Source organism: Paraburkholderia sp. (assembly GCF_035501035.1).
Lineage (GTDB): Bacteria > Pseudomonadota > Gammaproteobacteria > Burkholderiales > Burkholderiaceae > Paraburkholderia.
Map to the genome: position 1 here is coordinate 1 of NZ_DATJWR010000210.1, position 18,830 is coordinate 18,830.

Consider the following 18,830-nt stretch of genomic DNA (forward strand, 5'->3'; position numbering starts at 1 on the left):
GCATCCGGCCTCGGTCGATTCGCTGCCGACTTCGGCGAACCAGGAAGACCACGTTTCGATGGCGACGTTCGCGGCGCGCAAGCTCGCCGACATCGCGGAGAACACGGCCAACATCCTCGCGATCGAGCTGCTCGCCGCGGCGCAGGGCGTGGACCTGCGCGCGCCGCACCAGACGAGCCCGGCGCTCGCGCACGTCATGCAGACGGTGCGCGCCGAGGTGCCGCACTACGACCTCGACCGCTACTTCGCGCCGGACATCGCCGCGATCGCGCGCCTCGTGCAGAACGGCGTGATCGCCGCGCACAGCCCGCTCGTGTTCGAGTCCGAGGCGCGCTGAGGCGCACTGAGTCACGCCAAGGCGCACTGAGGTGCGCTGAGGTGCGAACCGCCGCACACGTTGACGCACAGGCCGAAGCGATGAACGCACCCGCGTATCAGGGCATCAAGGACTTCATCCTCGCGCGCATCCACGCAGGCGAGTGGAGCGAGGGCGACCAGGTGCCTTCGGAGAACGAACTGGCGCGCGAGTTCAAGGTCGCGCGCATGACCGTGAACCGCGCGCTGCGCGAACTGACCGCCGAGCAGGTGCTCACGCGTGTGCAGGGCGCGGGCACCTTCGTCGCGCGGCCCAAGTACGAGTCGACGCTGGTGGCGATCCGCAGCATCTCCGACGAAATCCTCGCGCGCGGGCACCGCTATCGCGCCGAGGTGCTCGAGATCGGCGTGCTCTGCGCCGATGAGCCGCTCGCCATCGAAATGGGACTCGCCGCCGCGGACAACGTGTTCTACTCGCGCGTGCTGCACTTCGAGAACGACGAGCCCGTGCAGCTCGAAGAGCGCTGGGTCAACCCCTCCATCGCGCCCGATTACGCGCAGCAGGACTTCACGCATATCACGCCGAATCAGTACCTCGTGCGCGTCGCGCCGCTGCAGGGCGTGGAGTACCGCATCGAGGCGCTCGCGCCCGAGGCCGACACGCGCGCGCGGCTCGACATGGGCGAGGCCGAGCCCTGCCTCGTGCTGCACCGACGCACCCGCTCGCGCGGACGCGTGGCTTCGGTGGCCAATCTCTGGCATCCGGGCAGCCGCTACCGCTTCACCGGGCATTTTTAGCGCGCGCGTTTGGACGCGGTTAGGCACACGGGCGCGCTTCGCCGTGATTTCCTCTGTCTTTTCCCTGCATGCTCCGCGGCCGCTGCCAGGCGGTGACCGGCATGCGTCTTGCTGGACTCCTTCACGTTAGCCGCAGCGCCACTCCGCCGAGGCGATCCGTGCGCCAAACAGGATGCGAAATGCGACGCGTTGGGACGCCAAACGGCGCAAGGCCTGCGGCTGCCCGTATCATGGCAGGTGATGCGAACGAAGGAGGAGCTCCGCCATGGACGATTCCAACGCCACGCTCATGCCGGTGTGGCGGGCCAATCTGGTGCTGCTCACGCGCGAGGTCGGCGCCGCCACGCGACTCGCGCGCATGATGACGTTCTCCGCGAGTTACATGAAGCTGATCGTCTCCGGCGAGCGTGATTTCAGCGAGGAGTTCGTGCGCGGTGTGGAGGCCGTCACGGGCCTGCCCGAAGGCTGGATGGACGCAAAGCATGTGAGTGCCGACGTGCCCGACGAAACGCGCGAGGCGATCGCGAGCGAGACGCCCCGCGCGCGCTTTCGCGGCACTGCGCACCCCGTTCGCAAGCCGCCGGTGCTGCGCGTCGAGCCGATCTTCGGCCAGGGTGCGGGGGCGAAACGCGAGGAAGTGTCGCCCACGCCCGAGGCGAACCGGCGCCTTGCGGGCACGCGCAAGATCCGCGATCTCGCGGCGCAGGACGTGCGCAAGCTCGAACGCTACCTGAGCGTGCCGCCGGTCGAGCCGGCGGTGCTGCGTGCTCACATCGAGGACGTGATCGCCTACGCCGACCCGGACGAGCGCGTGCGTGCCGATATCGAAGGCCGGCTCGAGCAGATCGAGAAGCACCGGGAACTGCTGCTGCGGCATGTCACGCGGCTGCATGCGCTGCTTTCGCGCCTCGGCGACGATTGAGGCATCGAGCGGGGCGTTACGTGGCGCATCGAGCGGCGCGTCAACCGGCGCGTCATTCAACCGGCGCGTCAATTCGCACATCTAACAGGCCCCAACCGGCGCATCGAATGAGCCGCCGCCTCGGCCACCTCCTGAGTCAGCGCTCCTGCACGCGCAGCTCGGCGAGGATCTGCTCGGCAAGAAAGTCACACGGCGGCCGGTTCGAGCGCGCGCTGCGCGCCAGCACCACTTCGAGCTCGGGCAGCGCGGGAAGCCCATGCGCGCGGCCCAGCGTGACGAAGGTCTCGGGCACGGCGCAGCGCGCGAGCGGCGCGATGGCGAGACCCGCGGCCACCATGCTGCACAGCCCCATCAGGCTCGGGCTTTCATAGGATGTGCGATAGGCGATCTTCGCGCGCTCCAGCGCCTGGATCGCGTTCGTGTGCGCGACGCTGCCACCGCCGAAGAGGGCGACCGGCAGCGGCCGCTCGCGCCAGATCTCGCGCCCGCTCGCCGCGCTCACAGCCGCGGGCGGCGCTGCCCAAACCATCGGCTCGAAGCGGATGAATTCGCCGGCGAGGCCGCGCGTGCGCGTGATGCACGCGAGGTCGATCTTGTTGTCCTTCAGGAGCGGCATGAGCGCGCTGCTCGGCAGCCCGATCACCTGGATTTCCACCTTCGGCCAGTTCGCCGAGAACTTGCGCAGCACGGGCGGCATCAGCGACGACGCGTAGTCGTCGGGCACGCCGATCGAGACACGCCCCGTCACCTCCGGATGGGCGAGCGAGGCCCACGCCTCGTCGCGCAGCGCGAGCATGCGCCGCGCGTAGGCGATGAGCGTCTGGCCGTCGGGCGTGGGCGTGACGTTGCGCGGCGCGCGGATGAAGAGCGGCTTGCCGATGGATTCCTCGAGCGCGCGGATCTGCATGCTGAGCGCCGCCTGCGAGCGGTGCACGAGCGCCGCCCCGCGCACGAAGCTGCCGGCGTCGGCCACGGCCACGACCATGGCGAGGACGTCGAGATCGAGGGTCTTCATCGGTATAAGAAAAATTGATCGAAAGGTTCAATATAACGCGTTTGTCTGAATATGACGATGCGCTGATACTGGGGGCGTTCCGTCCCTTCGTCTCTCATTCGCTCAAGCGCCTCGCTTCGGAGAACGCCATGTTGATGTCGCTGCCCGTTGATTTGACCTACGAACGATTCCAGCAACTGCAATTGCGGCTCGACATGTCGCGCGGCAAGCCTTCACCCGAACAACTCGATCTCTCCCAGGCGCTCATCGACGAAGCGGGGGAGGCCGGGCATCTCGCGCGTGACGGCTTCGACTGCCGCAACTATGGCCTCGCGAGCGGGTTGCCCGAGGCGCGCGAACTGGGCGCGCAGTTGCTCGGCGTGCCGTCGGCACAGGTGATTGCGGCCGGCAATTCGAGCCTCGAACTCATGCACGATGCGCTTACGTTCGCACTCCTGCATGGTGTGCCCGTGTGCGAGGCGGGAGAGCGCGTGAACTGCGGTGCGCCGTGGCGCGCGCAGGGCGAGATCGCATTCCTGTGCCCGACGCCCGGCTACGATCGCCACTTCGCGATCTGCGAGGCGCTCGGCGTGCGCATGATTGCCGTGCCCATGCGCGAGGACGGTCCCGACATGGACCGCGTGGAAGCGCTCGTGCGCGACGACCCGTCGATCAAGGGCATGTGGTGCGTGCCGCTCTACAGCAATCCCACGGGCGCGATCTGGTCCGACGAGGTGGTGCGGCGCCTGGCCGCGATGCCCGCCGCGCCCGACTTCCGCCTCTTCTGGGACGACGCCTACCGCTTCCACCATCTCACCGACGAGGCGTTCGCGACGCTCGACGTGGTCGAGGCGTGCGCGGCGGCGGGTCATGCGGAGCGCGTGCTGATGTTCGCCTCGCTCTCGAAAGTGACGTTCGCGGGCGGGGCGCTGGCGTGGCTGGCCGCTGCGCCGCACAACGTGACCTGGTGGCAGAAGCACGCGGCGGTGCGCACGATCGGGCCGGACAAACTCAACCAGTTGCGCCATGTGCGCTTGCTGCACGAGCGCGCGACGCTCACGGCGCTGATGGCGCGCCATCGTGCGTTGCTCAAGCCGAAATTCGACGCCGTCGACGCGGTATTTCGCGCGCGGCTCGCGGGCGTGCCCGGCGTGAGTTGGAACGTGCCGCGCGGCGGGTATTTCATCAGCCTTTATGCACCCGAGGGCTGCGCGCGCCGCACGGTCGAACTCGCGGCAGCGGCAGGCCTGATCCTGACGCCGGCGGGCGCAGCGTTTCCGTATGGCGTCGATCCTCGCGACAGCCATCTGCGGATTGCGCCGTCGTTTCCGGCGCTCGACGAGGTGCGGCTCGCAGCCGAAGGCATTGCGCTCGCGCTGCTGCGCGCGATCGACGAGCGGCGCGCATAGCGCAGAGAGAACAGGTGGAGGGCGCGCCGGGTGTCGCTGCGCTCCCAGGGCCCGGCGGCCCACGCGCCGATGTGCTACAACGGCAGACGTAACCCACTTCACGCGAGGTTGCCGTGCACGCTCTCGCCGCCTCCCTGCAACGCGCGCTCGCGCAGCGCGAGCGCGAAGGCCGTGCCGGTGCGGGCCGCTCGGCTACCGCTCGTTCCATCGCGGTGGGCCCGGGCTGGTCGGTCGCCGACGTCATCTGCACGCTTGGCCCCGGCGACCGGCCCTACGAAGAGCAGCACGCGAGCGCGTGCCTCGCCGTCGTCGCGGCGGGCGCATTCGGCTACCGTAGCGGCAACGCGCGGGCGCTGATGACGCCGGGCGCGCTGATGCTCGGCGAACCGGGTGCCTGCTTCGAATGTGGCCACCGTCACGCGGCGGGCGACCGCTGCATCGCATTCCATTACGACGCCGCCTGGCTCGACGAGCAGGCCGCCGCCGCGGGTCTCGCGCCTGCCGCGAGGCGCTGGCGGGCTGCGCGAGTGCCGCCCGTGCGCGCGCTCGCGCCGCTCGTGGCGCGAGCCTGTGCCGATGCGCTCGCCGAGGAGGGCGGCCACCCGAGCCACCCGAGCCACGCGGACGGGACGGCTGGCGCGGCGTGGGACGAGCTCGCACTGGAACTGGCGCTCACCACCTTACGCGAGATGGCGAGCGGCAAGGATGCGCTCACGCCAGCCGTGCCGGGCGCCGCCGCGGCGGCGCGCGCGGTGGCGACCCTGCGGCTCATCGACGAGACGCCCGACGCGGCGCACTCGCTCGCGAGCCTCGCGGCGGCGGCGGGCGTGAGCGAGTTCTACTTCCTGCGGACCTTTTCGGCCGTTGCTGGCGTGACGCCGCACCAGTACCTGCTGCGCGCGCGGCTACGCACCGCGGCGCTGCGTCTTGCCGCCGACGACGAAGCGAAGATCGTCGATATCGCGCTCGCGAGCGGTTTCAACGACCTGTCGAACTTCAACGCGGCGTTTCGCGCGGAGTTTGGCGCGAGCCCGCGTGCCTGGCGTGCCGCGCAGCGCGCGCGCCGCCTCGCACAGACCTCGTGGCCGCACGCCGCGCGAGCGGCACGCACCTGAGCCGCCCATGACGCGAGGCAAGCGCCAGAAGCGCGCCGCCCTGTGTTTCGCGTCGAGTCTCGTGGCGTGCCTTGCGGCGGTTCTCACATCAGGTTTCGCATCATGTCTAGCGCTGACGAGCACCAGCGCCGTTGCGCAAACGAGCGCACCCGACCCCGAAAGCGCCGCGCGCGCCGACATCGCCACGCAAAACGACATGCCACCCGCCACGCTCGAACGCGACGAACACCTGTTCGTCGTGCAGCAGGACGGTTCGGTCGAAGAAGACGACGACACGGTGCTGCGCGCCAACACGACCGCTGGCGTCGACCAGATCGCGCAGCGCTACGTCTGGTTCAATAAGGATATCGAAACGATTACGCGGCTCTCGGCCGAGACCATCGACCCCGACGGCACGCCGCACCCGGTCGGCCCGAGCGGCATTCGCGACGTGCAGGAGCCGCGCTCGGCGGGCGCGCCCACGTTCGAGGACGGCGTGCTGCGCACGGTGATTTTTCCCGGCGTGCAGGTCGGCTCGCGTGTGCATCTGCATTTCGCGAAGCGCCGCGCGAAGGCGCTCGAAGCGGGCACGTTCTCGTACTTCGTCGAGCCGACCGGCGAGCCCGTCGAGTTCCAGCGCCTCATCTTCGATCTGCCGGCCAGCCTGCCGCTGCACGCCGACGCGCGCGGCTACACGGCGCTCGCGCCCGTCACCGCGAACGCTCGCACCCGCTACGCGTTCGACTACCGGCACGGCCCGTACCCGCCGCTCGAAGCGGGCGCGGTGGCCTACGTGAACTGGGGCGACCGGCTGATGGTCTCGACGGTGCCCGATTTCGCGACCTTCGCCGCGCGCTACCGCGAGGCCGCCGCCGATCCCACCGCGACCGACCCGGCCATCGCGGCCCTTGCGCAATCGCTCACGGCGGGTGTGAGCGATCCGCGCGAGAAGGCGCGCCGCATCTACGACTGGATGCGCTTCAATATCCGCTACGTCGCGCTCTTTCTCGGCGAGACCGCGGCCGTGCCGCATCGCGCGATCGACATCCTGCGCAACCGCTACGGCGACTGCAAGGACCACGTCGCGCTCTTTACCGCATTGCTGGCGGCGGCGGGCATACGTGCCGAGGCCGTGATGCTGGATCTCGGCCCCGTATACACGCTGCCCGACGTGCCGGGCTACGGCGTGCACGCGATCAACCATCTGATTGCCTGGCTGCCCGACCTTGGCGTGTTCGCGGACACTTCCTCGGGCGGCTACGCGTTCGGCTACCTGCCGCCGGGCGCGATGGACCGGCCGGCGCTGCTCGTCGACGACGGCGTGCTCACGCGCACGCCCGCCACTGAGCGGCGCGAGCGCACCGCGCGCCTTGCGCTCGCCGTCGATGCATCCGGCGACGCCGCCTACAGCTACTACGTGGAAGACGAGGGCGCGGGCGCGGAGCCCGAGCGCAACTCGTTTCGCCGCGCGACGCACGCGGGCGCGCAGGAACTCGCGGCGCAGCGCCTGCGGCTCACCGGGCTCGCCGGCACCGTGCGCGTGAGCACGAGCCCGACCGCGGCGACCGACGGTCCGTTCTCGGTGACGATGGCGGGCACGCTCGATCACGTGGTCTGGCGCGATGGCACGACCGCGATCGGTGCCGCGAGTAGCTTCGCGGGCGGCATCGCCACGCAGATCGACAGCTGGCTGGCGCAGCCGCGCCGCACGCAGCCGTGGGCCTGCATCGGCGGGGAGTTCGAGGAGAGTGCGCAGATCGTGCTGCCCGCGTTCGCGCGCGTGACCGACGTGCCGCAGGACACGCGCGTGAGCGACGCATTTCTCTCGTACGCGTCGCACTATGTGTTCGATGCGCGCTCGCGCACGCTGCAGATCGAGCGGCGCCTTTCAGCGCGCTTTGGCCACCAGATGTGCTCGGCCGAGGAATTCGCGCAGATGCGCGATGCGCTCGTGCGCATCGAGCGCGACACGCGCGCGCAGGTCGTCGTGCGGGCGCGCGGCGAGCCGGGGTGACGCGAGCCCGCTCGACGCAGGCGAATCGGAAGCTCAGCCGCCGCGCGTCATCACCGGCACCCACACGCCTTTTTTCACCTGCCAGAGCGTGGAGGCGCCGTTCTTGAGCGAGCCGTCCTGCTCGAAGGCGATGTGGCCCGTCACGCCGTCGAAAGAGATGGCCTTGAGCGCGCTGCGGTACATCTCGGGTTTCGCCGATTTCGCAGTGACCATGGCGTGTATCGCGGCCCAGGCCGCGTCATAGCCGAACGGCGCGTAGGCCAGCACGCTGGTGCCGAAGCGGCTCTTGTAGGCCTGTTCGAAGCGCGGGCCATCGGGCAGTTGCGCAAGCGGGCGGCCGTATTCCCAGGCCATTGCGCCTTCGCCGGCCGCGCCGGCCGCCTCGGTGAAGTCGGGGTTCGCCACGCCGCCGCCGCCGAGGAACTGGGCGCTCACGCTGCGCTCCTTCATCTGCTTCACGAGCGCCGCGCTCTGGCGCGCGAGGCCGCCGAAGTAGAGCAGGTCGGCATTGGCGGCCTTGATCTTCGCGAGCTGCGGGCCGAAGTCGTCGGTGGCGCCTTGCGTGAACTCGCGCGCGACCACGTTGCCGCCGTGCGCGCGCACGGTGCGCTCGAAGACGTCGGCCTCGCCCTGGCCGAAGGCGCTGCGGTCGTCGACGATGGCGATGCGCTTCGCCTTCATGTCGTCCACGGCCCACGCGCCGGCGATGCCCGCGTTTTGCGCGTCGTTCGCGATCACCATGAACGTGTTGGCGAAGCCCTGCGACGTGATGACGGGATTGGTGGCGGCGGGGCTGATCATCGGAATGCCGGCGCTCTCGTAGACGCGCGAGGCCGGGATGGCCGAGCCCGAGTTGAAGTGGCCGACCACGGCGGAGACACCCTGGTTCGCCAGCGTCGCGGCGGCCTGCACGCCGAGACGCGGGTCGCTGCGGTCGTCGATGGGCACGAGCTCGAAGTGCGCCGTTTGATCGCCGATCTTCAGGTTTTGCGCATTCGCTTCGTCGATTGCGAGCTGCACGCCGTTTTCGAGGTCGCGGCCATAGTTCGCGTCTTCGCCCGTGAGCGGGGAAACGAAACCGATGCGCACGTCGAGCGGCCCGGCCGCCTGTGCGCTGCCGCTCGCGCCGAACGCAAGCGCGGCCGCGACGGCGAGCACGCGAGGGCCCCAGAGCTTGGCCAGGCGTGCGGCGAAGGCGTTGACGGCGGCGGTTCTCAGCGTGGCTGCGAGACTCATCGTGACTCCTTGCGCGACAGCGGCGCGGTGTTCTTGTGGTAATACGCCGGACCGCGCGCCGGCCGGGGCGGCTTACGCGGTGCGTTTCGTCTTCAGGGGCTTGCCGGGGTGTTGCTCGGTTTTTGCTCGGGTCTTGCAGGGGTCTTGCTCAAGTCTTGCTCGGGTCTTGCTCGGATCTTGCCGATTGTGCCTGTGGTTTGCCGGGGGGGCTTGCTGCGCGGGCCGGCCGCACTGGTGGGCAGGGGGCTCCGGCCGGCGGCGCGCTGCGGCGGCTCGTCCCGCGTGCCCTGCGAGGAGGCGGCTCGCGAGCAATATAACAGGCTGGCGGGCCGGCCCGGCCTGACGCGGGCGCGCGGCGCACTTGCGCGGGCGCGCCATCAAGCGTGGTGCGGCGGGTAGCGCTAGTTGCCCGACTGCATCGCAAAGAGCGCGTCGCGCAGGCGCACGAGCGGCGCCATCGTATCGGCGCTCGCCCAGCCTTCGAGGTCGTCGAGCGCGCGGTTGCAGCCGTCGAGCACCACGTCGAGATCGACAGGGACGCCGTTGGCGAGCGCAAAGCGGATCGTGGCTTCGAAGCGTTCGCATTCGTCGTCGCCGTACGAGATGTCAAGCGTGTCGGCGATCGTCTGGGCGATCTCGCTGCGTTCGCGCTCGCTCTCGTCGACGAAATCGATGATGCCGCGCGCCACCTCGGGCGCGTGGTAAAGCGCGATGTCGAGCCACACGGCGGCGTCGAAGCCGCTTTCGTGGCTCTGCTCCTCGAAGTACTCGATGGCTTCCTGCTCGTGGGTCTCGCCGGCGTCGACGGCAAGGCAAAGCTGCTCGAAATACTCTTCCTGTTCGCTACGGATTGAATCGGACATCGGTCATTCTCTTAAGACGGTGGGCGCCGCGGCAAGCGCCGCGGGTCATGCGGTCCGCATTATAGGCCGCTCGCGCCCTGCCTCGCCCCGCGCAACGCCCGCGTACCCGCCCGTCTTCAGTCTAGGCCGCGTCCACGGCCCAGGCGTCGAACCATTCGCGCGGCCGCGCGATCTGGTCCTGCGCCGCGACGATTTCCAGCTCGTAGCGCCCCGCGTCCCAGGTTGCCTTCACGACCGCGTTCACGGCGGCCAGCGTGTGCTCGAACGCGCGGCGCAGCGAGTCGCCGAGCATCAGGCGCGCGACCAGCACCGCGCTCGTCACGTCGCCCACGCCTACGGGCTGGCGCGCAAACGGGTAGAGCGGGCGCTGGGCGAGCCACGCCTCTTGCTCGGTCACGATCAGCATGTTGAAACGGTCGGCAGGGCTGTTGCGATCGAGCAGGTGCTTCACGAGGATCAGCTTCGGGCCGCGGCGCAGCACCTCGCGGCACGCGAGCACGGCTTCCTCAGCGGTTTCGAGCTCGCGGCCGACTAGCCGCTGCAGCTCGCTGTGATTGGGCATCATCGCGTCGGCGACCTCGGGCATGTGGCGCACGAGAAACTCCTGGATGCCCGGCTCGACGCGGTAGCCTTCCGTGACGCCCATCACCGGGTCGCAGAAGTAGCGTGCGTGGGGATTGGCGGCCTTCACGGCGCGCACCACGTCGATCACGGCCTGGGCCTGATCGGGCGTGCCGAGAAAGCCGGAGAGCACGGCGTCGCAGCGCGGCAGCACGCCGATTGTGCCGATACCCTCGACGAGATCCACGATCTCGCCCGCGCCGATGGCGGTGCCGCTCCAGTGGCCGTATTGCGTATGGTTCGAGAACTGCACGGTGTTGAGCGGCCAGACGTTCACGCCGAGCCGGCGCATGGGAAACACCGCGGCGCTGTTGCCCGCGTGACCGAACACGACATGAGACTGGATGCTCAAAACGTTTTTCATGGCTGAACCGGGATTGCGTTGGGGCTTGCGGCGCGCTTCGTGTGGCGCGCCTTGCGCAGGTGCAGCAAAGATAACCGAATTCGGCGCGCCCAGTCGATGGATGCGCGCGGGCGGTGTTGCGCGCGCGCAGGCTCAATGCGCAGGGTTCTGGCCGGTCAGCTCGCGATAGAGCGTCATGTAGCGTTGTGCCGAAGCGGCCCAGCCGAAGTCCTGCTGCATCGCACGCGTGCGCGTCGCGCGCCAGTCGCGGTTGCGCTCGTAGAGCGCGAAGGCGCGGCGGATCGCGGCCGTGAGCGCGTCGGGCTCGAAGCGCTCGAACACGAAGCCGGTGGCGAGGCCGTCGGCGAGATTCTCGAGCGAGGCGTCCACGACCGTGTCGGCGAGGCCGCCCACGCGGTGCACGAGCGGCAGCGCGCCGTAGGCGAGCGCGTAGAGCTGCGTGAGCCCGCACGGCTCGAAGCGCGAGGGCACCGCCATCACGTCGGCGCCCGCGACGATCTCGTGCGCGAGCGTTTCGTCGAAGCCGAGCTCCACCGCCACCGACTCGGGATGCTGGCGTGCGGCGCGCGCGTAGCCCTGTTCGAGGCTCGCGTCGCCCGTGCCGAGCACGACGAGCTGGCCGCCGCGCGCGACGATCTCCGGCAGCGCCGCGAGCAGCAGGTCGAGGCCCTTTTGCTCGGTAAGCCGGCTCACCACGCCGAACACTGGGGCGTCGTGTTTCTGCGCGAGCTTCAGGCGCGTCTGCAGCGCCGCCTTGCAGCGCAGCTTGCCGCTCATGCGCGTGGCCGAGTAGCGCGCGGCGATGGCCGCATCGCTCGACGGATTCCACACCGCGTAGTCGACGCCGTTCAGGATGCCCACGAGATCGTGCGCGCGTCCGCGCAGCAGCGCCTCGAGCCCGCCGCCCTGGGCGACCGTCTGGATCTCGCGCGCGTAGGTCGGGCTCACCGTCGTGATCTTGTCGGCGAAGTAGAGTCCGGCCTTCAGGAACGAAAGCTGACCGTAGAACTCCACGCCATGCATGCTGAAGAAGTCGTCGGGCAGGCCGAGCGCATCGAATTGCTGTGCGGGAAAGATGCCCTGGTAGGCGAGGTTGTGAATCGTGAAGATCGAGCGCGCGCCGCCCGGTACCGTGCTCATGCCGCGCTCGCGCGCGGCCGCGCGCAGATAGGCCGGCGCGAGCCCTGCGTGCCAGTCGTGCGCCTGCACGATGGCGGGCGCCCAGTCGGGATCGAGATGCAGCGCGAGCTGCGCGCCGGTCCAGCCGAGCAGCGCGAAACGCTGCGCGTTGTCGCCATAGGGCACGTGCTCGTCGTCGAGGTAGGGGTTGCCCGCGCGGGAGTAGAACGCGTCGGCGCGGATCATGTAGACGGCCAGCTCGCTGCCGGGCAGGCGGCCGAGCTCCAGCGTCGCCTCTGGCGCGCCGAACGTACGCGCGAGGCGCGCGACGGGGCGCAGGTCGGCGAGACCGGCCGCCACGGGCGCAAAGCCCGGCAGCAGGAGGCGCGCATCGGCGCCCTGTTCGATCAGCGCGGCGGGCAGGGCGGCGGTGACGTCGGCGAGGCCGCCGGTCTTCAGGAGCGGGAACAGCTCGCTCGCTACGTGCAGGACGCGGATGGTCATCGGGCGTGGATCCTTTCGGTGCTCGGGGTGTCGTGGGTTCGGCGGGAGCACGCGCCGCGCCCGGCTGGCGAGGCGCGGCCCCCGTGATGCGCTGGCAAGGTGAGGGCGATGAGGCCGACGAGGCCGCCCGAGGCGAGGCCGTCGCGGCCGCGGCCGCCCTCAGCCGGGCAGCTTCGCGAGCGCCTCGCGCGTCACCAGCACGACGCCGCTTTCGGTGCGATAGAAGCGCTCGCCGTCGCGCGCGGGGTCTTCGCCGATCACGGTGCCGTCGGGAATCGTGCAGCCGCGGTCCACCACGACCTTGCGCAGCCGGCTGCTCGCGCCCACCGTCACCTGCGGCAACAAGACTGCCTCGGCAATGTTGCAGAACGACTGCACGACGACATTCGACGAGAGCACCGAGCGCGAGATCTGCGAGCCCGAGATCACGCTGCCGCCGCACACGATCAGGTTGGTGCCCGAGCCCTGCAGGCCGTTGAGGTCGCGCACGAACTTGGCCGGCGGCAATTGCTCCTGGTACGTCCAGATCGGCCAGTCGCGGTCGTAGAGGTCGAGCGAGGGGATCGTCGAGGCGAGATCGAGGTTGGCGGACCAGTAGGCGTCGACCGTGCCCACGTCGCGCCAGTACGGCTCGGCGCTCGGGTCGGACGAGACGCACGACATGCTGAACGGATGCGCGATCGCGTGGCCGTCGCTCACCACGCGCGGAATGATGTCCTTGCCGAAATCGTGGTCGGTGGCCGAACTCGCGATGTTGTCGTCGAGCAGGCGGAAAAGGTAGGCCGTGTCGAACACATAGATGCCCATGCTCGCGAGCGCGATATCGGGGTGGCCGGGCATGGCGGGCGGGTCGTCGGGCTTTTCGACGAAGCCGGTCACGCGGCGCGTTTCGTCGACGGCCATCACGCCGAACGCGCGCGCTTCGAGGCGCGGCACCTCGATGCAGCCCACCGTGCAGTCGGCGCCGCTCGCGGCGTGGTCGGCCACCATGCGCGTGTAGTCCATCTTGTAGATGTGGTCGCCGGCCAGCACGATCACGTACTTCGGCTTGATGGAGCGGATGATGTCGATGTTCTGGTAGACGGCGTCGGCGGTGCCGCGGTACCAGTGCGCGCCTTCCACGCGCTGCTGCGCGGGCCACAGGTCGAGGAACTCGTTGAATTCGCCGCGCAGGAAGCCCCAGCCGCGCTGCAGGTGGCGCAGCAGCGAGTGCGCCTTGTACTGCGTGACGACGGCAATGCGGCGGATGCCCGAATTCAGGCAGTTCGAGAGTGCGAAATCGATGATGCGGTACTTGCCGCCGAAGTAGACGGCCGGCTTCACGCGCTTGTTGGTGAGCGGCCCGAGCCGCGTGCCGCGGCCGCCCGCAAGCACGATGGCGAGCGTGGTGCGTTGCAGATCGTTGAGGCTTGCCGGAGTTTCCATGGTCGTCTCCTTGTTGTGCCCCCGGTGCGCCGCCGCGGCCCGCCTTGTGTTAGCCGGGCCCGTACGGTTTTTCTCTGGTGTGCCTGTCGCTTGCCTGCAGCGGCTCGAGTGCGGTGCAACATCGCGCACGGCAAATGCACCCGGCTCGCGTCGCGGACGTCTTGCGCGTCTTGCATTGACTGTTCTAGCACCGAATGGGCCACAGCGCGAATTGCCTTTGAGGGGTGCCGCGCGTGGGCGCCTTAATTCATGTGAGACGCATGCCAGAAGCCAATGCCGAAGCAAACGGCGTGCCGCCCGAGATTGCCCTCAGCGCGATATGACCAGCGCAACAACGGGCAAGCGCTGAGCAGGGCCGCTAGAATCGCTGGCTACGCAGGCGGGATGACGCGCTCGCTCACGTTCGAGCCGGTGTGCAACCTGCGGGTCAGACGCTCGTTGCCGTGTGCCGTGCCCCGCGATGCGCTGCGCGCCCTGGCTTGCCGGCCGCCTGGCCGACCAGTTTGCAGCACGATCCTTCGCCAGATCCAGAATCGATGAGAACCTTCCTGACCCGCACGCTTGCCCCCTTCGCCGCCGCGCTTGCCACACTCACCGCTGCCGCGCTTTGCCACGCCGCCTTCGCCGCCGATTCCGGCGCGAGCGCGGTGCAGCCGTCCAACCCGCTCGCGCCGTCGAGCTCGTCGCCGGTGTATGCCGCGGTCGACACGCCCGACGGGCCGGCCTACGGCCCCGAACTGCAGGGCTTCCAATATCCGCACCCGGTGCACGACTTCGTGTTCGTCTCGCAGGGGCAGACGCTGCACATGGCCTATATGGATGTGCAGCCGGCAAAGCCGAACGGGCGCACCGCCGTGCTGCTGCACGGCAAGAACTTTTGCGCGGCGACGTGGGACGCGAGCATCCGCGAACTGCACGCCGCAGGCTATCGCGTGATCGCGCCGGACCAGATCGGCTTTTGCAAGTCGAGCAAACCGGGGGCGTACCAGTTCAGCTTCCAGCAGCTCGCGCGCAACACCCACGCGCTGCTCGAGGCGCTCGGCGTTACCCGCGCAACGATCATCGGCCATTCGACGGGCGGCATGCTGGGCGTTCGCTATGCGCTCATGTATCCGCACGAGACCGAGCAGCTGGTGCTCGTGAATCCGATCGGGCTCGAGGACTGGAAGGCGAAGGGCGTGCCGTCGATCTCCGTGGACGACTGGTACGCGCGCGAACTCAAGACGAACGCCGACGGCATTCGCCGCTACGAGCAGGCGACCTATTACGCCGGGCAGTGGCGTCCGGCTTACGAGCCGTGGGTGCAGATGCTGGCCGGGATGTACCGCGGGCCGGGCAAGGCGCAGGTGGCGTGGGATTCGGCGCTGCTGTACGACATGATCTACACGCAGCCGGTGATCTACGAGCTCGGGCAGTTGCAGACGCCGACGCTGCTGCTGATCGGCGACAAGGACACGACCGCCGTCGGCAAGGACCTCGCGCCGCCCGAAGTTCGCGCGCAGCTCGGACACTATCCGGCGCTCGCGAAGGCCGCGCAGCGGGCGATCCCGCACGCGACGCTCGTCGAGTTCGCCGATCTCGGCCACGCGCCGCAAATGCAGGATCCGCAGGCATTTCATGCCGCGCTGCTCAAGGGGCTCGATGGCTTGAACGCCTCGCACTGATCGCGCGGTTGAAAGCGGGCGCGGGCGCAACGCCGCGCGCCTTTTCTCGCTCGACACGGCCGCACGAGGCGGCGGCGCTCGCAGATTGTCTGCGCTGCCTCGTACGCGCCCGTTGTTGCGCATGCTGTTACGACTACTGTAACGCCCGTTGTTGCGCCCGCTGTTACGCCAGTCGTTGCGATCCTTGTCGCGCCTGTCGTTGCCCCTGTTTTTGCGGTGAGCGTCCCGTTTATCGTCCCGCGGCCATTTCCTTCAATTCGTCGCGTGCAAGCGCCGTCATTTCGAACGAGCGCAGGCGCGCCGCGTGGTCATGGATCTGCGCGGTGACGATGAGTTCGTCCGCGCCGGTCTGCTCGATCACCGAGGCGAGGCCCGCCCGCACGCTGTCCTGGTCGCCCACCACGGAGCAGGCGAGCGAGTGCGCCACGCCCGCCAGTTCGAACTCGTTCGCCTCGATCTGCGCAACCGGCGGCGGCAATTGCCCAGGCGTGCCGCGGCGCAAGTTGACGAACTGCTGCTGCAGCGAGGTGAAAAGAAAGCGGGCTTCCTCGGTCGTGGGCGCGGCGAATACGTTCACTCCCACCATCGCGTGCGGCTTCGCGAGCACCGCCGACGCCCGGAACTGCGAGCGATAAAGGCGCAGCGCCGTGAGCAGCTGGTCGGGCGCGAAATGCGAAGCGAACGCGAACGGCAGGCCCATCGCCGCCGCGAGCTGCGCGCCGTAGAGGCTCGAGCCGAGGATATAGAGCGGCACGTTCAGGCCCGCGCCGGGCACGGCGCGCACGCGCTGGCCCTCGACGGGCGCCGCGAAATAGCGCTGCAACTCGGCCACGTCGTCGGGAAAGCTGTCGGCGCTGCCCTGCAGGTCGCGGCGCAGCGCGCGCGCCGTTGTCTGGTCGGTGCCGGGGGCGCGCCCGAGGCCGAGGTCGATGCGCCCAGGGTAGAGCGCTTCGAGCGTGCCGAACTGCTCGGCGATCACGAGCGGCGCGTGGTTCGGCAGCATGATGCCGCCCGAGCCCACGCGAATGGTTTGCGTGCCGCCCGCCACGTAGCCGATCACCACCGAGGTCGCCGCGCTGGCGATGCCTGTCATGTTGTGATGCTCGGCGAGCCAATAGCGTCGGTAGCCCCAGCGTTCGGCGTGCTGGGCGAGATCGAGCGTGTTGCGCAGGGCGGCGCCGGCATGCGAGCCGGCAGGACTGGGCGAGAGGTCGAGTACGGAAAAGGGGATCATGGGTTTGCGCGGAACCTGATGTGAGGACAGCGACGTGCGTGCGGGATTCCGGCCGGGCTGCGATCGGATCGGGCCGCAAGGTAGTCGCAAGGTGCGGCCATTGTGCCAAAGCGCTTTCGTTCGTGCTGGCGCCCCGCGGGAACCCATGCAGCCGGCGTGGGTTCAGCCACCGCGGATGTCCATTAATCCCTTGGAGGCGAGTCGATTATTCAATATCTTCGCGATGGCAATTCGAATTTGTTTACGAATGGTTTCTGTATGCTTACTGAATTATTTCGGGGCGGGAAAATACTGGAAGCCGAAAACTTATTCATTGAAAGCGATGGTTTTTTTGCGAGTATTGAAACGCATTTTCCCGGGGGTGTCGAAAGCAGCCCATGAGCGTTGCTGCTACAATTTTTCGCGTTGAATCAGGGAGCGACCAGCTTGGGTGGTCCCGTGCGATCAGGCAATGGCTTGATCTTTCCTTTTCAACTTGCGTTGCATCATGCAAACCAGCATCGATTCCTCGGTTTCTAGCCACTAGTCAATGCTACGGCTACGATGCGCGTTTTATTTTTTTGAATATTCAGGGCAGGGAAATGGTAAGTGGCGATACGCTCGACCCGGTCGGCGCAGCGCAGAGGGCTCAAGGGTTGTGCGCAGCCGGCGGCCATCGCGCCCGTGCCAGTTTGCTTGACGGCGGTATTGGTGGCAGCGGCAGGAAGGTCGGGTCTGCGAATATGAATCCGCAAGGCGGGATGGCATGACGGGACCGCTCGTTTCCGCTCTGACGACGCCTTGGCCCGAGCTCGTCTGGCTGCTGGTCGCGCTGTGCAGCGCAGCCGCTTTCTACGGTCTCGTCGCCGCGTTCACGATGCCGCGCCTCGGCACGGCGTCGCTCGTGCGCGAGGCTGCCCGCCGTGCGCGCCGCGCGCAGCCGGTGCCAGTGAGCGTGCTCAAGCCCCTGTGCGGCGCGGAGCCGCGCCTCTACGAAAATCTCGCCACGTTCTGCGAGCAGCGGCATCCGCGCTTTCAGTTGCTGTTCGGCGTCTCGTCGCCGGTCGATCCGGCCATCGCCGTGGTGCGGCGCCTCAAGGCGGCGTATCCGGGCCATGACATCGAGCTCGTGGTCGACCCGAGCGTGCACGGCAGCAATCTCAAGGTGAGCAATCTCATCAACCTGGCTGCGCGCGCGCGTTATGACGCCATCGTCGTCGCCGACAGCGATATCGCCGTGGAACCCGACTATCTCGAGATCGTCACCGCGCCGCTCGCCGACCCGGAAGTGGGCGTCGTGACGTGTCTCTACAGTGCGCGCAGTATCGGCGGCTTCTGGCCGCGCGTCGGCGCGCTCTTCATCAACGAATGGTTCGCGCCCTCGGTGCGGGTGGCGCATTCCACGGGCTCGCGCGCTTTCGGCTTCGGCGCGACGCTCGCGCTTTCGCGCGCCACGCTCGAGCGTATCGGTGGCTTCGCCGCGCTCAAGGACTGCCTCGCCGACGACTATCTGCTCGCCCGCTACGCGCGCGATCACGGCCTCGCCACGGTGCTCGCTCCGGTGGTCGTCGCCACCGACGTGATCGAGCCCACCTTCGGCGCACTCTGGCTGCGCGAGACCCGCTGGCTGCGCACGATCCGCTCGGTGAATCCGGCGGGGTTCGCGTCGCTGTTCATCACCTTCACGACGCCGTGGCTCGTGCTGGGCGTTCTGGGCTACGCGCTGCTCGCCGCCAGCGGGGGCATGGGTACGTGCGCGGCGACGCGTACGGCGCTCGCCGCTCTCGCCACTGCCACGACGGGCGGTATCATTGCGCGTTTGGTGTTGCACGTGCGTGCCAGCGGAAGCTGGGGTACGTTCTGGCGCGATTTACCGCTGGTGCCGCTGCGCGACGTGCTGCTGGCCCTGCAGTGGCTCGCCGCCGCGTTCGGCTCGCACGTGATCTGGCGCGGCGTGCGCGTGAGCGTCGCCAACCCCGAGGCCGGCGAGACTTCCGCCATGGCGAGGCCCGCGAACTCGCGGCGGCCCGCCGTGGAGGGTCCGGACGGGCGCTGAACGCGCCGCTTTGCGCCGACTTTTTATCGAATTTCACATTAATTACCACCCGAAAAAACAACGGGTAGCCGGAGCACTCATCTTGATGAAAACGCTGTTTCTACAAGCCCCGTCCTATGACGGCTTCGATGGTGGCGCTGGCTCGCGCTATCAGGCGAAGCGCGAGATCCGCTCGTTCTGGTATCCCACCTGGCTCGCGCAGCCCGCGGCCCTCGTGCC

16 protein-coding genes and 1 pseudogene are annotated in these 18,830 nt (G+C 68.7%); 10 read left to right on the forward strand and 7 right to left on the reverse strand.

Translation table 11 applies throughout. The features are described from left to right. From VMJ11_RS14865 to VMJ11_RS14875, 3 genes are all read left to right on the forward strand, one after another. Positions 1 to 337 (forward strand): aromatic amino acid lyase (locus VMJ11_RS14865; RefSeq protein WP_325620155.1); only part of this gene is annotated, 337 nt, incomplete at its 5' end. An 80-nt stretch (positions 338 to 417) separates the two neighbouring features. Beyond that, positions 418 to 1,113, forward strand: coding sequence for a histidine utilization repressor (hutC, locus tag VMJ11_RS14870; RefSeq protein ID WP_325620156.1), 696 nt, complete (start codon positions 418 to 420; stop codon positions 1,111 to 1,113). A gap of 265 nt (positions 1,114 to 1,378) precedes the next feature. Next, positions 1,379 to 2,035 carry a hypothetical protein gene (locus VMJ11_RS14875; protein ID WP_325620157.1) on the forward strand — a complete coding sequence of 219 codons (657 nt, stop codon included), beginning with the start codon at positions 1,379 to 1,381 and terminating at the stop codon, positions 2,033 to 2,035. A 136-nt stretch (positions 2,036 to 2,171) separates the two neighbouring features. Here VMJ11_RS14875 and VMJ11_RS14880 read toward each other — a convergent pair whose 3' ends face one another. Next, complete coding sequence (locus VMJ11_RS14880) at positions 2,172 to 3,050, reverse strand: LysR substrate-binding domain-containing protein (RefSeq protein WP_325620158.1); 879 nt, start codon at positions 3,048 to 3,050, stop codon at positions 2,172 to 2,174. Positions 3,051 to 3,178: 128 nt separating this feature from the next. On the opposite strand from VMJ11_RS14880, the gene VMJ11_RS14885 reads away from it, so the two are divergent. The 3 genes from VMJ11_RS14885 to VMJ11_RS14895 all read left to right on the forward strand — a co-directional run bounded on the left by VMJ11_RS14885 (position 3,179) and on the right by VMJ11_RS14895 (position 7,546). Beyond that, positions 3,179 to 4,438, forward strand: a complete 1,260-nt coding sequence (locus VMJ11_RS14885) for an aminotransferase class I/II-fold pyridoxal phosphate-dependent enzyme (RefSeq protein WP_414694397.1) — start codon at positions 3,179 to 3,181, stop codon at positions 4,436 to 4,438. 113 nt (positions 4,439 to 4,551) lie between these two features. Next, positions 4,552 to 5,553, forward strand: a complete 1,002-nt coding sequence (locus VMJ11_RS14890) for a helix-turn-helix transcriptional regulator (protein WP_325620159.1) — start codon at positions 4,552 to 4,554, stop codon at positions 5,551 to 5,553. 7 nt (positions 5,554 to 5,560) lie between these two features. Further along, positions 5,561 to 7,546 carry a DUF3857 and transglutaminase domain-containing protein gene (locus tag VMJ11_RS14895; RefSeq protein WP_325620160.1) on the forward strand — a complete coding sequence of 662 codons (1,986 nt, stop codon included), beginning with the start codon at positions 5,561 to 5,563 and terminating at the stop codon, positions 7,544 to 7,546. A 33-nt stretch (positions 7,547 to 7,579) separates the two neighbouring features. Here VMJ11_RS14895 and VMJ11_RS14900 read toward each other — a convergent pair whose 3' ends face one another. From VMJ11_RS14900 to glgC, 5 genes are all read right to left on the reverse strand, one after another. Beyond that, positions 7,580 to 8,782 carry a branched-chain amino acid ABC transporter substrate-binding protein gene (locus VMJ11_RS14900; protein ID WP_325620161.1) on the reverse strand — a complete coding sequence of 401 codons (1,203 nt, stop codon included), beginning with the start codon at positions 8,780 to 8,782 and terminating at the stop codon, positions 7,580 to 7,582. A 401-nt stretch (positions 8,783 to 9,183) separates the two neighbouring features. Beyond that, positions 9,184 to 9,645: a hypothetical protein gene (locus VMJ11_RS14905; protein WP_325620162.1), complete on the reverse strand. Its 462-nt coding sequence runs from the start codon at positions 9,643 to 9,645 to the stop codon at positions 9,184 to 9,186. Between the two features lie 121 nt (positions 9,646 to 9,766). Beyond that, positions 9,767 to 10,630, reverse strand: a complete 864-nt coding sequence (pdxY, locus tag VMJ11_RS14910) for a pyridoxal kinase PdxY (RefSeq protein WP_325620163.1) — start codon at positions 10,628 to 10,630, stop codon at positions 9,767 to 9,769. Between the two features lie 132 nt (positions 10,631 to 10,762). Continuing rightward, positions 10,763 to 12,253: a glycogen synthase GlgA gene (gene glgA, locus VMJ11_RS14915; RefSeq protein WP_325620164.1), complete on the reverse strand. Its 1,491-nt coding sequence runs from the start codon at positions 12,251 to 12,253 to the stop codon at positions 10,763 to 10,765. Positions 12,254 to 12,412: 159 nt separating this feature from the next. After that, positions 12,413 to 13,678, reverse strand: coding sequence for a glucose-1-phosphate adenylyltransferase (gene glgC / locus VMJ11_RS14920; protein WP_325620165.1), 1,266 nt, complete (start codon positions 13,676 to 13,678; stop codon positions 12,413 to 12,415). 536 nt (positions 13,679 to 14,214) lie between these two features. Between glgC and VMJ11_RS14925 the strand changes: the two genes are divergently transcribed. After that, positions 14,215 to 15,342, forward strand: coding sequence for an alpha/beta hydrolase (locus VMJ11_RS14925; protein ID WP_325620166.1), 1,128 nt, complete (start codon positions 14,215 to 14,217; stop codon positions 15,340 to 15,342). Positions 15,343 to 15,571: 229 nt separating this feature from the next. On the opposite strand, the gene VMJ11_RS14930 is transcribed toward VMJ11_RS14925, so the two are convergent. After that, the gene (locus VMJ11_RS14930; RefSeq protein WP_325620167.1) at positions 15,572 to 16,576 is read right to left on the reverse strand and encodes an LLM class flavin-dependent oxidoreductase; all 1,005 of its coding nucleotides are present in this window, start codon (positions 16,574 to 16,576) and stop codon (positions 15,572 to 15,574) included. Between the two features lie 377 nt (positions 16,577 to 16,953). Here VMJ11_RS14930 and VMJ11_RS14935 point away from each other — a divergent pair, with 377 nt between their 5' ends. From VMJ11_RS14935 to VMJ11_RS34485, 3 genes and pseudogenes are all read left to right on the forward strand, one after another. Further along, positions 16,954 to 17,325 (forward strand): hypothetical protein, encoded by a 372-nt coding sequence (locus VMJ11_RS14935; RefSeq protein ID WP_325620168.1) that lies wholly within the window; start codon positions 16,954 to 16,956, stop codon positions 17,323 to 17,325. Then, on the forward strand, positions 17,322 to 18,611 hold the full coding sequence (hpnI, locus tag VMJ11_RS14940) for a bacteriohopanetetrol glucosamine biosynthesis glycosyltransferase HpnI (protein WP_325620169.1): 1,290 nt from the start codon (positions 17,322 to 17,324) through the stop codon (positions 18,609 to 18,611). The genes VMJ11_RS14935 and hpnI overlap by 4 nt, the downstream gene beginning before the upstream one ends. A gap of 37 nt (positions 18,612 to 18,648) precedes the next feature. Next, positions 18,649 to 18,830: pseudogene (locus tag VMJ11_RS34485) on the forward strand (hypothetical protein); the annotation flags it as partial.